The sequence below is a fragment of the Rhizobium sp. PP-CC-3G-465 genome (genome assembly GCF_004343445.1).
In the GTDB taxonomy this organism is placed as follows: Bacteria; Pseudomonadota; Alphaproteobacteria; order Rhizobiales; family Rhizobiaceae; genus Ferranicluibacter; species Ferranicluibacter rubi.
Genome location: NZ_SLYH01000003.1, coordinates 113929 through 127194, shown reverse-complemented (window position 1 = coordinate 127194; position 13266 = coordinate 113929). Strand labels below are relative to the sequence as shown.

General features: G+C 61.9%; 14 protein-coding genes, 1 tRNA gene and 1 riboswitch. Of the genes, 13 read left to right on the top strand and 2 right to left on the bottom strand.

The genetic code is table 11. From position 1 onward, the window contains the following. The first annotated feature begins 2 nt into the window (after nt 1-2). The 5 genes from C8J33_RS14830 to C8J33_RS14810 all read left to right on the top strand — a co-directional run bounded on the left by C8J33_RS14830 (nt 3) and on the right by C8J33_RS14810 (nt 5318). Nucleotides 3-1838: an ABC-F family ATP-binding cassette domain-containing protein gene (locus tag C8J33_RS14830; protein ID WP_132664759.1), complete on the top strand. Its 1836-nt coding sequence runs from the start codon at nt 3-5 to the stop codon at nt 1836-1838. Nucleotides 1839-1896: 58 nt separating this feature from the next. Continuing rightward, a riboswitch (SAM riboswitch) is annotated at nt 1897-1974 on the top strand. Nucleotides 1975-2023: 49 nt separating this feature from the next. Beyond that, the gene (metA, locus tag C8J33_RS14825) at nt 2024-2947 is read left to right on the top strand and encodes a homoserine O-acetyltransferase MetA (protein ID WP_132664758.1); all 924 of its coding nucleotides are present in this window, start codon (nt 2024-2026) and stop codon (nt 2945-2947) included. Nucleotides 2948-3078: 131 nt separating this feature from the next. Further along, complete coding sequence (locus C8J33_RS14820) at nt 3079-4083, top strand: aldose epimerase family protein (protein ID WP_110801190.1); 1005 nt, start codon at nt 3079-3081, stop codon at nt 4081-4083. Nucleotides 4084-4209: 126 nt separating this feature from the next. Next, on the top strand, nt 4210-4902 hold the full coding sequence (locus C8J33_RS14815) for a hypothetical protein (RefSeq protein WP_132664757.1): 693 nt from the start codon (nt 4210-4212) through the stop codon (nt 4900-4902). Beyond that, entirely contained in the window at nt 4899-5318 is a 420-nt protein-coding gene (locus C8J33_RS14810) for a hypothetical protein (RefSeq protein WP_132664756.1), read from the top strand. The genes C8J33_RS14815 and C8J33_RS14810 overlap by 4 nt, the downstream gene beginning before the upstream one ends. Before the next feature lie 39 nt (nt 5319-5357). On the opposite strand, the gene C8J33_RS14805 is transcribed toward C8J33_RS14810, so the two are convergent. After that, nucleotides 5358-5432, bottom strand: a tRNA-Gly gene (locus C8J33_RS14805). Between the two features lie 301 nt (nt 5433-5733). Between C8J33_RS14805 and C8J33_RS14800 the strand changes: the two genes are divergently transcribed. From C8J33_RS14800 to C8J33_RS14785, 4 genes are all read left to right on the top strand, one after another. Continuing rightward, a complete protein-coding gene (locus C8J33_RS14800) occupies nt 5734-6243 on the top strand; it encodes a prolyl-tRNA synthetase associated domain-containing protein (protein ID WP_165929825.1) in 510 nt (169 codons plus the stop codon). An 85-nt stretch (nt 6244-6328) separates the two neighbouring features. After that, nucleotides 6329-7327, top strand: coding sequence for a thioredoxin (trxA, locus tag C8J33_RS14795; protein ID WP_132664754.1), 999 nt, complete (start codon nt 6329-6331; stop codon nt 7325-7327). Nucleotides 7328-7489: 162 nt separating this feature from the next. Beyond that, a complete protein-coding gene (locus tag C8J33_RS14790) occupies nt 7490-8155 on the top strand; it encodes an LON peptidase substrate-binding domain-containing protein (protein WP_110729886.1) in 666 nt (221 codons plus the stop codon). 8 nt (nt 8156-8163) lie between these two features. After that, entirely contained in the window at nt 8164-8352 is a 189-nt protein-coding gene (locus tag C8J33_RS14785) for a Trm112 family protein (protein WP_110801016.1), read from the top strand. A 40-nt stretch (nt 8353-8392) separates the two neighbouring features. Here C8J33_RS14785 and C8J33_RS14780 read toward each other — a convergent pair whose 3' ends face one another. Next, entirely contained in the window at nt 8393-9604 is a 1212-nt protein-coding gene (locus C8J33_RS14780) for a ubiquinone biosynthesis hydroxylase (RefSeq protein WP_245507187.1), read from the bottom strand. Between the two features lie 78 nt (nt 9605-9682). Between C8J33_RS14780 and tesB the strand changes: the two genes are divergently transcribed. The 4 genes from tesB (at nt 9683) to C8J33_RS14760 (ending at nt 13102) form a co-directional block, all read left to right on the top strand. After that, the gene (gene tesB, locus C8J33_RS14775; protein ID WP_132664753.1) at nt 9683-10567 is read left to right on the top strand and encodes an acyl-CoA thioesterase II; all 885 of its coding nucleotides are present in this window, start codon (nt 9683-9685) and stop codon (nt 10565-10567) included. A gap of 225 nt (nt 10568-10792) precedes the next feature. Then, a complete protein-coding gene (locus tag C8J33_RS14770; protein WP_018328583.1) occupies nt 10793-11143 on the top strand; it encodes a P-II family nitrogen regulator in 351 nt (116 codons plus the stop codon). 30 nt (nt 11144-11173) lie between these two features. Continuing rightward, nucleotides 11174-12541, top strand: coding sequence for an ammonium transporter (locus C8J33_RS14765; protein ID WP_132664752.1), 1368 nt, complete (start codon nt 11174-11176; stop codon nt 12539-12541). 228 nt (nt 12542-12769) lie between these two features. Further along, nucleotides 12770-13102: a hypothetical protein gene (locus C8J33_RS14760; protein WP_110729889.1), complete on the top strand. Its 333-nt coding sequence runs from the start codon at nt 12770-12772 to the stop codon at nt 13100-13102. Nucleotides 13103-13266: the final 164 nt, after the last annotated feature.

Here is a 13266-nt window from a genome sequence, read left to right as displayed (position 1 = left end):
CCATGGCGCCGCCCATTCTGAAACTCGACGATATCGTGCTGACCTTCGGTGGCACGCCGCTTTTGAACGGTGCGGCGCTGCAGGTGGAGCCGGGCGACCGGATCTGCCTCGTCGGCCGCAACGGCTCCGGCAAATCGACGCTGCTGAAGATCGCCGCCGGGCTGATCGAGCCGCAGTCGGGCGAGGTGTTTCGGCATCCGTCATCGACCGTGCGCTACCTGGAGCAGGCGCCGGATTTCGGGGCCTACACCACCGTGCAGGCCTATGCCGAGGCGGGCCTCGGGCCGGGCGACGATCCCTATCGTGTGACCTATCTCCTGTCGCATCTGGGCTTGAGCGGCGAGGAGAACCCGAACGATCTCTCCGGCGGCGAGGCGCGGCGCGCGGCCCTTGCCCGGGTACTGGCGCCCGAGCCCGACATCCTGATGCTCGACGAGCCAACCAACCATCTCGATCTTCCGACCATAGAATGGCTGGAAGGCGAGCTGCAGAAGACGCGCAGCGCCCTCATCCTCATCTCGCACGACCGTCGCTTTCTGGAGAAGGTCTCGACCGCGACCGTCTGGCTCGATCGCGGCACATCGCGACGGCTCGACCGGGGCTTTGGCCAGTTCGAAGCGTGGCGGGACCAGGTGCTGGAGCAGGAAGAGCTGGAACAGCACAAGCTCGGCAAGCAGATCGAGCGGGAAGAGCACTGGCTGCGCTATGGCGTGACCGCCCGGCGCAAGCGCAACATGCGCCGCCTCGGCGCGCTGCAGGATCTGCGCTCCAACTATCGCGGCCACAAGGGGCCGCAGGGTTCGGTACAGGCCAACGTGTCCGATGCGCAGGAATCCGGCAAGCTGGTGATCGAGGCGGAGAAGATCACCAAGGCCTATGGCGAGCGCATCATCGTTGCACCCTTTTCCATCCGGGTGCACCGGGGCGACTGCATCGGTCTCGTCGGCCCGAACGGCGCCGGCAAGACCACGCTATTGAAGATGCTGACCGGTCAGATGAAGCCCGACGAGGGCAAGGTGAAGCTCGGCACCAATCTCGAGATCGCCACGCTCGACCAGAAGCGCGAGGATCTGAACCTTGAGGATACGCTGGCCAACTACCTGACCGACGGCCGCGGCGAGACCCTGCTCGTCAATGGCGAGCAGCGGCATGTGACCGGCTACATGAAGGAGTTTCTGTTCCAGCCGGAGCAGGCGCGCACGCCGATCAAGAACCTTTCCGGTGGCGAGCGGGCTCGGTTGATGCTGGCGCGCATCCTGTCGCGCCCGACGAACCTTCTGATCCTCGACGAGCCGACCAACGACCTCGACATCGAGACGCTCGACCTCTTGCAGGAGATCGTCGCAGGGTTTGCCGGCACCGTCATCCTCGTCAGCCACGACCGCGACTTCCTCGACCGCACGGTGACCTCCACCATCGCACCGGCCGATCCGGAAGCCCCGGATGGGCGCTGGATCGAATATGCCGGTGGCTATTCCGACATGATGGTGCAGCGCAAGGGCGTGGCCGACGAGCGCAAGCGCGCCGAGAAGGCGGAGAAGGCCCGCCAGACCGGCGCTGCTTCGACCTCCGGTGCCGGTGGCACCGGGAAAGCGGCCAAGGGAAAGCTCTCCTTCAAGCAGAAGTTCGCGCTGGAGAACCTGCCGAAGGAGATGGAGAAGGCGCAAAGCGAGATCGCGAAGCGCGAGGCCGAGATGGCCGACCCCAAGCTCTTCACCAAGAACCCGGCCCGTTTTGCAGCGCTTGCCGCGGAACTCGAAAAGCTGCGCGCCTCCATCGAAACGATGGAGGGCGAATGGCTGGAGCTGGAAATGCTGCGCGAGGAGCTGGAGGGGTAAAGACCCCACAGCGTCCCTGATTCGCGTCATCCTTGATTCGTGGGGGCATCGGGTCTATGACTTGCGGCGTGGTGATTTGGCCGGCCGGCTTGCAGCCACGTTAAACAAGTCGCTAAAGGGCCGTGGGACGATGTTTCGCCCGCTACCCTCCATTTCGGCCGGTGTCGTTATTCCGAGTGAAGCCGATGCCCATCAAGATACCCGATACGCTGCCCGCCTTTGAAACCCTCGTCTCCGAGGGTGTGCGGGTGATGACCGAAACGGCTGCCATCCGTCAGGATATCCGGCCGCTGCAGATCGGGCTTCTCAACCTCATGCCGAACAAGATCAAGACCGAGGTGCAGATGGCGCGCCTCGTCGGCGCTTCCCCCCTGCAGGTGGAGTTCACGCTGATCCGCCTTGGCAGCCACAAGGCGAAGAACACGTCCGAGGATCACCTGCTCGCCTTCTACGAGACGTTCGAGGATGTTCGCGAGCGGCATTTCGACGGGCTGATCATCACCGGTGCGCCGGTGGAGCTGTTGCCCTTCGAGGAGGTGACCTATTGGGAAGAGATGCAGCAGGTCTTCGAGTGGACGCATACCCATGTCCATTCCACGCTCAACATCTGCTGGGGTGCGATGGCGGCGATCTATCATTTCCATGGCGTGCCGAAGCATGCGCTGCGGGAGAAGGCGTTCGGCGTCTACACGCACCACAATCTCAATCCGTCCTCGGTCTATCTCAGCGGCTTCTCCGACGATTTCCAGATCCCCGTATCCCGCTGGACCGAGGTGCGGCGCGGCGACATCGAGACGGTGTCGGGGCTGGAGATCCTGATGGAATCCGATGAGATGGGCGTCTGCTTCGTTCACGAGAAGACCGGCAACCGTCTCTATGTCTTCAACCATGTGGAATATGATTCGACGTCCTTGTCGGACGAGTATTTCCGCGACGTGAATGCTGGCGTGCCGATCAAGATGCCGTACAATTATTTCCCCCACAACGATCCGGATCTGCCGCCGCAGAACCGCTGGCGCAGCCATGCGCATCTGCTGTTCGGCAACTGGATCAACGATATCTACCAGACGACGCCTTACGAGCTGGCGGAGATCGGCAAGGGGCGCTGAGGTTTGCGCGCGCTGATAACGGCGCGCGCTGAAGATTCCGCGATCGACGCGGGGAGACGATGAGGTCGGCGGTGCCTTGGGCGCTGCGACCGGACAAGAGCGAGGACCATATTTTGACCAGCAGCACAGCCATGGAAATTTTCGGCCATCTGAAGACGGGCGAGCCCGTGCACCGCGTGACGATCCGCGGTGGCGGTTTGACGGCGAAGGTCATCTCGTGGGGCGCGGTCATTCAGGATCTGCGCCTGGAGGGCCATGCGGCACCGCTGGTGCTGGGCTTCGAGGCGTTCGACGACTATCCGGCCCACTCCTCCTATTTCGGTGCGACGCCCGGTCGTTCGGCCAACCGCATCGGTCACGGGCGCTTTACGATCGACGGCGAGGACTTCCAGCTCGAGTTGAACGAGAAGGGCGTGACGCATCTCCATGGCGGCAGCGACGGCATTGCCAAGCGTCTCTGGACCATCGTCGATGTCACCGAGGATTCCGTTTCGTTGAAGATCGTCGATCCCGCAGGTCGCGCCGGCTATCCCGGCACCTGCGAGATCAATGCAACCTACCGGCTTTCCGGCCATGGCTGCCTCAGCGTCACCTATACGGCGACGACGGACACCCCGACGATCGCCAATCTCTGCCAGCACACCTATTTCAACCTCGATGGGCGTGCCGACACGCTCGGCCACGACATCATGATCGCCGCCGATCACTACCTGCCGACGAACGAGCAGCAGATCCCGACTGGCGAGATCGCCCCGGTCGAGGGCACGGTGTTCGATCTGCGCCAGATGTCGTCCATGCGCCGGCAGACGGAGGGCGAGAAGGTGCTCTACGACCATAATTTCTGCCTCTCGCCGGAGCGCGGCCCCAAGCGGTCCGCGGCCCTTGTCCGCAGCATCGATTCGGGTGTCGCGCTCGAGGTCCGCACGACGGAGCCCGGCGTTCAGTTCTATTCCGGCTTCAAGCTGAACACGCCCGTTCCCGGTCTCGAAGGCCGCACCTACGGGCCGTTTGCAGGCTTCTGCCTGGAAACCCAGATCTGGCCCGACGCCGTCAACCACGCGGGCTTCCCGAACGCCATCCTGCGCCCCGGCGAAACGCTGCGCCAGGAAACGGATTATATCTTCTCGAAGAGCTGAAACGTCATATTGGTGGCAAGCATACTGTGCCTCGGGGCAGCGAAGGCTGAGCGGTACAAGACCATCTGCTTAGTCTCCGTTGACACTGATCTCATAAACTGACTCTAATGTCTCTGGGAGCCGCTCATGGAAAATCTCATCGGCGTTGGTTTGTATACTCCTGCAGAGGCGGGAAGACTTCTTCGCGTCTCCCCGACAAAAATCTCTCGATGGCTTCTGGGGCACGTCGTCAAAGGCGTCGTGTATCGCCCATTATGGGATCCATCGGTCCACTTTGGAGACGAACGGCTTTATCTCGGTTTCAAGGATCTTATGGAGGCTCGTGTCGCCGACGTGCTTATTCGTGAAGGTGTTTCCGCGATCAAGGTTCGTTCAGCTATTAAGATCGCTAAAGAGGAACTTGGAAAAGACCATCCTTTATCAAGCAATCGCTTTCGCACCGATGGCCGAGAGATATTCCTGAGCATCATTTCAACGGATGAGGAGGGGCAGAAAAGTGAGCGGCTGCTAAATCTCTTCCGAAAGCAGTATGAATTTCAGAGCGTGATTGATCCAATTCTGAAAACAGTTGATTTCACGGAGAATGGAGACCCTAAGCTCTGGTGGCCATCAGGCCGAAAATCAAAGGTCGTTGTCGATCCAGCGCGATCTTTTGGTCAACCGATCGATTCAGTATCAAGCGTTCCAACTGCTGTTCTCGCAGCGGCGGGCAGACAGGAAGGTATTGCCGTTGCGGCATTGTCTTATGCGGTAGAGCGGAGTTCAGTTAAGCGCGCTATAGAGTTCGAAAGCGCGTTGTGGCAGCGGGACGCGGCGTGAAGGTCTTTTTCGATAACTGCACCGCGCCAGTTCTCGCATCAACTCTGCATGGCTTTATCAGTCACTACGGTCACTCGGCCTTCCACATCAAAGATGTTCCCGGACTCGCTAGAGGCAGAAGTGCACCCGACGTTGACTGGATTGAGTTATTACGCTCAGCACAAGATACCTGGATTTTTATTTCCGGAGACGGGCGTATCTTGAGGAATCCGCCGGAACGTGTGGCGCTTCGTTCCTCGGGCCTCCATGGCTTCATACTGGCGCCAGCCTACCAAAAAAACCCAATGCACATGAATGCAGCTCTGCTCATCAGTCGATGGCCTGACATCGAGCAGATCACCCAGATCCTATCGGCTCCGTCAATGCATGAAATCCCGATGGGAAAAAGTACAAAGCTTAGGGCACTGCCTCTTTAGCTTCGCTCTACCATAGCAGAATACTCTCAAGAGGGAAAATGGAGCGGGTGAAGCGATTCGAACGCTCGACCCCAACCTTGGCAAGGTTGTGCTCTACCCCTGAGCTACACCCGCTCATCAACCAAGGTCCGGGGGTAGTCGGTGGACCGTGGCGTCGCCGTTTTCGTTGGCGACGGGCGCTATATCGCTCAGCCGATTTGGAAATGCAACAGGGAAATGACGGGCGTGGAAAAAATTTGCCGAAATTTCTTCTAACCAATTGAATTTGCGTGTTTTTGCATTGCAGTTTTTTACCGGGCCGGATGTGCCGGACGTCGCGATGTCGCGACGGAACATCTTGCAGACGTGTCTCAGCGATTGCGTCTCGTGTCGGCGCTTCGTAATCACATGGGGAGCAGAGACAGGAGCCCAAGACATGACGGACGTGCAGCCGAAGACGGCAGAGGATCTTTTCCGCTTTCTCGACGATCTCGGGATCGCCCACCACACGAAGCGGCATGCACCGGTGTTCACCGTGGCCGAATCGGTATCGCTACGCGACGAGATTCCCGGCGGGCATACGAAGAACCTGTTCGTGAAGGACAAGAAGGACAATTACTTCCTCCTGACGGTGGAGGAGCATGCGACGGTCGATCTGAAGACCGTGCACACGCTGATCGGTGCCGCGAGCAAGGTCTCCTTCGGCAAGCCGGAGAAGCTGATGGAGTATCTGGGCGTCATTCCCGGTGCCGTGACCGCGCTCGGCGTCATCAACGACCATGCCCAAGCCGTCACGCTGGTGCTAGATTCGGACCTGATGCGCGAGGAAATCGTCAACTGCCATCCGCTGACGAACGACGCTACGACATCGCTGGCGTCGAAGGACCTGATCCGCTTTGCCGAGGCGACGGGGCATGTGCCGCTTGTCTTGAAAGTCACGGCCTGACATACGATCTTTGAGGGCAATGGCCGGAGCACATCCGGTAAGGACGAGGATCGGGGCTGCGCATGGTCCCTGCAAGGAGCATTCGATGAGCGGCAACAATCCCTATTCCGGTTCCTACGGCAGCCAGATGAGCGCGACGGCAACCTATGGCGGCGCGCCTGCAACGGTCTCGCCGTCGCCGGCAGCCGTTGTGCCTGCAACGAGCGGTCCACTGATCTCCGACACGACGACGGCCACCTTTACCCGCGACGTGCTGGAGGCCTCTCGCGGCCTGCCGGTGCTGGTCGATTTCTGGGCGCCCTGGTGCGGCCCCTGCAAGCAGCTGACGCCGATCATCGAGAAGGTGGTGACGGAAGCGGGCGGGCGCGTGAAGCTCGTCAAGATGAACATCGACGATCACCCCTCGATCGCCGGCCAGCTCGGCATCCAGTCCATTCCCGCCGTTGTCGCCTTCGTTGACGGCCGTCCGGCGGATGGTTTCATGGGTGCCGTTCCGGAAAGCCAGATCCGGGCCTTTATCGAGAAGATCGCAGGTCCCATGATCGACGATCAGGCAGCAGAGATCGAAGCGGCGCTTGCCGAAGCGAAGCAGCTGCTGGACGCGGGCGACCTGCAGAATGCCGGCGGCATCTTCGCCTCCGTGCTTCAGGTCGAGCCGGAAAGCCTGCCGGCGCGCGCCGGGCTTGCCGAGGTGATGATTGCATCGGACGCGCTCGATCAGGCGCGCGAGATCCTGTCGGAGCTTTCCGACGAGCAGAAGGCCGATCCGCAGGTCTCCGCCCTTCTCAAGCGGCTCGATCAGATCGACGAAGCACGCAAGCTGGGCGACCCCAAGGCGCTGGAAGCTGCCCTTCTTGCCGATCCCGACGATCATGCCGCCCGGCTGAACCTTGCCAAGATCCGCAATGTGGAAGGCGACCGACAGACGGCGGCCGAGCACCTGCTGACGATCATGCGGCGCGACCGCGCGTTTGACGACGATGGCGCCCGCCGGGCGCTGGTCGCCTTCTTCGAGGTCTGGGGACCTGCCGATCCGGCAACGCTGTCTGCGCGTCGCAAGATGTCGGCCATCCTGTTCTCGTGAACTTTTTCGCGCCGGAGCCGTTTCCTCCGGTTCGACATGCCGCATCTCCCAGCCATGTTTCCCGCTTGAGATTTCCGGCAAGCGCACCATGTCATCCCATAATGCGAGGCGGACGGGCCGATGATCGGTCCGTTGCCCGAGATACGGCGGAGTTTGCCTGAGATGCAGGTCGGAAATGCACGTTACCTGAAGCCGAGGGATATTCCGGACGTCATTCCGGTGTTTCCGCTGACCGGCGTTCTTCTACTGCCGGGCTCGCAGCTGCCGCTCAACATCTTCGAGCCGCGCTACCTCGCCATGTTCGACGACGCCCTGTGCGGCAACCGCCTGATCGGCATGGTGCAGCCCTCGCTGACCGATCACAGCGAGAATAGCCAGGCGCTGTGTCAGGTCGGCTGCGTCGGCCGCATCACGTCGTTTGCCGAGATGGAGGACGGGCGCTACATCACCTCGCTGACCGGCATCTGCCGTTTCCGCCTGTTCGACGAGATGCACCCGGTCAAGGGGTATCGGACTTTCAAGATAACGCCGTTTGCCGGCGATCTCACGGAATCCGAAGACGAAGCGCAGGTTGACCGCGAAGCGCTGCTGGCCGCCTTCAAGGCCTATCTCGACACCAACAAGCTGGAAGCCGACTGGGAGAGCGTGGAACGCGCCGGCAACACGACGCTGGTCAACTCCATGGCGATGATGCTGCCCTACGGCCCGGCCGAAAAGCAGGCGCTGCTGGAAGCGCCGGACCTGAAGACGCGTGCCGATACGCTGATCGCGATCACCGAGATCGTGCTGGCGAAGACGTTCGGCGACATCGAAACCATGCTGCAATAGGCCCTGCTGTGGACGAGAGAACCCGCCGCGTCGACCCCAAACTGCTCGAGCTTCTCGTCTGCCCGCTGACCAAAGGGCGGCTGAGCTATAGCGCTGCGGAAAACGAGCTCGTCTCGGAGAAGGCGCGGCTCGCCTATCCTATCCGCGACGGCATTCCCATCATGCTGATTTCAGAGGCCCGCAAGATCGAGGACTGATGGTCCCGGTCTTGCCAAGCGAACATCCCAAGCTGGTCTTTCAGATCGCCTTACCCGTCAGGAGCTTCGGATCGCTGCTTGCGGCGGCTCCCGCCTGGCGGATGAAGAAGGATTTGAGCGGGGTCAGGCGATCCACGATGCCGAGGCCGAGGTCGCGCAGCATGCGCACGGGCATGACGTCGTTGGAGAACAGGCGGTTCAGCACATCCGTCGTTACGCCCATACGGACCGTGTCGAAGCGGCGCCAGGTCTGGTAGCGCTCGAGGACGGCGAGCGAGCCGATGTCGAGGCCGAGCCGATCGGCATCGACGATGGTTTCCGCCAATGCCGCTACATCCTTGAACCCGAGATTGAGGCCCTGCCCGGAAATGGGGTGGATGCCATGGGCCGAGTCGCCGGCCAGCGCAAAGCGATTGGCGACGAAGGCGCGGGCGAGCGTCAGCCCGAGCGGGAAGGCGCGGCGTCCGCCGACCACCTTGAGGGCTCCGAGCTTGTAGCCGAAGCGGCGTTCGAGCTCAGCTTCGAAGACGAGATCGTCGCTGTCGATGAGGCGGTTTGCGTCCTCCGTCCGCTCCGTCCAGACGAGCGACGAGCGGTTGCCGCGCAGAGGCAAGGTGGCGAACGGGCCGGCCGGCAGGAAGTGCTCCTCGGCGGTGCCGTCATGCGGCCGCTCGTGCTCGACCGTGGTGACGATGCCGGACTGCCCATAATCGAAATTCACGGTCTTGATGCCAGCGGCATCGCGCAGCTTCGAGCGCACGCCGTCGCAGGCGACGAGCAGGCGGGCCTCGATTTCGCCGCCAGCGGCAAGCTTCAGCCGAACGGCGTGATCGTCCGCGGTGAAGCCGCTTGCGGTCGTTGAGGAGCGGATGTCGATGCCGAGGCTTGCCGCCCTGTCGCGCAGCGCGCCGACGAGCGCGACGTTCGGGACCATATGGGCGAAAGGTCGGTCCGCATCCGGGTCGCCCTCGAAGGTGAGGAAGACGGGGCGGACGGGATCGGCGGTCTTGGAATCCGTGATGACCATGCGGCGGATCGGCTCGGCTTCCGGCGCGATCGTCTGCCAGATCCCCAGGACGTCGAGCATGGAGGAAGCGGCGGCTGCGATGGCGGAGGCCCGCTCGTCGCCGCGCCAGGCGCCGTCCGGTGCGCCGTCGATCAGCGTCACCGAGAGGTGCGGCGCTGCCGTCTTGACGGCGACTGCCAGCGAGAGCCCGACATATCCGCCGCCTGCCACCAATAGATCGATCATCCGTCTCGTCCTTCGCTCTTGTGCTTGCGCACTATATAGATCATCGACCTCATGCTTCCTACCGCCGGAGACCGCGCAATGTCCAATGACGCCCCAACCGAAACTGCCATGGATGTGCTCCTCCAGACGCTTGACCTGGAGAAGCTGGAGGAAAATCTCTTCCGCGGCGTGTCGCCGCAGGTCGGCTGGCAGCGGGTGTTCGGCGGGCAGGTGATCGGGCAGGCGCTGGTGGCTGCGCAACGCACGGTGACCGCGGATCGCTTCGTGCATTCACTCCACGCCTATTTCATGCGGCCAGGCGATCCCGCCGTGCCCATCATCTACGAAGTCGACCGGATCCGCGACGGCGGCAGCTTCACCACGCGGCGCGTGGTGGCGATCCAGCATGGCGCGGCGATCTTCGCGCTGTCGGCTTCCTTTCAGGTGGAGGAAGAGGGGCTCGAACATCAGGTGTCGCCGCCAACGGTCGCGCAGCCGGAAGAGTTGATGGGCGAAGCCGAGATGAAGGCGATGTTTCTGGCGAACGCGCCGGAGGCGATCCGGCGCTACTGGGAGCAGCCGCGGCCGATCGAAATCCGCCCGGTATCGCTGAAGCACTATTTCTCGCGCGAGCGGCAGGAGCCGGTCCAGCATGTCTGGGTCAAGGCGACCGGGGCCGTGCCGGACGACCGGCCGCTGCAGGCGGCGGTGCTCGCCTATCTCTCCGACATGACCTTGCTCGACACATCGCTGCGCGCCCATGGCACCTCGATCTTCGACCGCAGCCTGCAGGTTGCGAGCCTCGACCACGCCATGTGGTTCCACCGTCCGGTGAAGCTCGACGACTGGCTGCTCTATACGCAGGACAGCCCCAGCACGAGTGGCGCGCGCGGCATGAACCGCGGCAGCCTGTTCGATCGCTCCGGACACCTGATCGCATCCGTCGCTCAGGAAGGACTGATTCGGAAAAAGGCAAATGACTAATTTTTCAGCAAATTTTTAAATTTGCGCAATTTTTAGCCTGAAAATCTGACGAATATTTAACGTTTCATCGGCGTCGCGTCGGCGAATGCGGTGATTTGGTGACTTTTCATCTATTTTTCGCACTGACGCGGAACTGGCACGCGCTTTGAATAGAACTGAGCGGTCGTTGGGGAAACAAGGCTCATCGGCATGCAAAGACGGCACGTGAGCCGCAGATGAACAAGGATGGGAAACCAGATGAAAATTGTGATGGCCATTATCAAGCCGTTCAAGCTCGATGAGGTTCGTGAAGCGCTCACCGCCGTCGGAATCCAGGGCCTGACCGTTACGGAAGTGAAGGGCTACGGCCGCCAGAAGGGGCATACCGAAATCTACCGCGGCACCGAATATGCCGTCAGCTTCCTGCCGAAGCTCAAGATCGAAATCGCCGTCGCCTCCGAGATCGTGGACAAGGCCGTCGAAGCGATCGCGTCTTCCGCCAAGACCGGCCAGATCGGCGACGGCAAGATCTTCGTCTACTCCATTGACCATGCGGTGCGCATTCGTACCGGCGAAACCGATTCAGAAGCGCTGTAAGCAACGGCTGTTAGAGGGAGCTTTCTTCACATGACATCTCACACATTCTCGACAACCCTCGGGCGCTTCGGTGCCGCAACGGCCGCCTTCCTGGCGCCGGTTGTCGCATTTGCCCAGGACACCGCGGTGCCGGCCGTTGCCGAAACGGCAGCGGCTCTGCCCGTTCCGGACAAGGGCGACACCGCCTTCATGTTCGTCTCGACCATCCTGGTCCTCTTCATGCTCATCCCCGGCCTCGCCCTGTTCTACGGCGGCCTGGTGCGCACCAAGAACATGCTGTCGGTTCTCATGCAGTGCACCGTCATCGGCGCCACCGTCATGCTCATCTGGGTCACCTATGGCTACTCCTTCGCCTTCGGCGGATCCGAGAGCGCCTACTGGGGCGGCACCGCCAAGATGTTCCTTTCGGGCGTAACCAAGGACTCCACGGCGGCGACCTTCTCCGCCGGCGTCGTTATCCCCGAATACATCTTCGTCGTCTTCCAGATGACGTTCGCGGCCATCACGCCCGCCCTCATCGTCGGCGCGTTTGCCGAACGCATCAAGTTCTCGGCTGCCGTCCTGTTCTGCGCCCTCTGGGTCACGTTCGTGTACTTCCCGGTCGCACACATGGTCTGGGATGCCAACGGCCTCCTCTTCAAGATGGGCGCGCTTGACTTCGCAGGCGGCACGGTCGTGCACATCAACGCCGGTGTTGCCGGTCTCCTCGGCGCCATCATGGTCGGCAAGCGCACCGGCTTCGGCAAGGACATGATGGCCCCGCATTCGATGACGCTGACGATGGTCGGTGCATCCATGCTCTGGGTCGGCTGGTTCGGCTTCAACGCCGGTTCCAACCTCGAAGCGTCCGGCGGCGCGATGCTCGCAACGGTCAACACCTTCGTCGCGACGGCAGCTGCCATCGTTTCCTGGTCGATCGTGGAAACCTTCACCCGCGGCAAGGCCTCCATGCTCGGCGGCGCTTCGGGCATGGTTGCCGGCCTCGTTGCCGTCACCCCGGCTGCCGGCATCGTCGGCCCCATGGGCGCGATCGTTCTCGGCCTCGTGGTCTCGCCGCTTTGCTACTTCTTCGTCTCGGTCGTGAAGAACAAGTTCGGTTACGACGACACGGCTGACGTCTTTGGCGTCCATTGCGTCGGCGGCATCTTCGGCGCCATCGCAACCGGCGTCTTCGCCAGCGCATCGCTGGGCGGCATCGGCTATGCCGAAGGCGTCACGATGGGTGCTCAGGTCTTCACGCAGATCAAGGCCGTCGGCATCACCATCATCTGGTGCGGCATCGGTTCGGCGATCCTCTACAAGCTTGTGGACGTCATCGTCGGCCTGCGCGTACCGGTGGAAGCCGAGCGCGAAGGTCTCGACCTCGCAAGCCACGGCGAAGCTGCCTACCACTCGTAAGCGCTTCGCAGGGGATCGGCCGAAAGCCGATCTCCCGTCCGCCTCAGGCGCATGTTCGTCAAGCCCGGCAGTCATCTGCTGGGCTTTTCTCGTTCTAGCGGTTCCTTGGCGAGTCCTCTGTTCTCCGGCAGGCTTTCGGCGTCCGTGATTTTCCCCACGGCATGCGCGTTGCCGATTGACTTCGCGGGGAAATATTTTCAACTTCCGGTTTTTCTAAAAGAGGGCATCATGGCCACTGCGATCCGCCTGCAACATCCCGCCACCGGCATTACGAAAATCGGATATTACGGCTTCAGCTGGACCAGTCTCTTCTTCGGCGGCATTCCGGCGCTGCTGCGAGGCGATGTGGGGCTCGGGCTCGGCATGATCGTGGTGGGCATGATCGCCGGCTTCATCGGCGTCGGTCTCGGCTGGTTCATCGTCGGCATCATCTGGGCGTTCATCTACAACAAGATCCACACGACGCGGCTCGTGGAGGCCGGCTACAAGCTGGCGGATGCGCCGGAGCGGGTGCGGGATGCGCAGCGGGCGCTCGGCATCGGCGATCAGGCGGTCCTGTAGCGTCAGGACGGGTCACACGTCGATTTTGGCCGGCCCGTGCCATTCAGGCGGGCATGGTTAATGGACCTTTAACCCTCTCAGCCTACCCTGCGGGCTGGGGCGCCTTTTCTTTCAGACGATCGGGGCGTTTCGGACGATCGAGACGCTTCGGCGATCAGGACAGG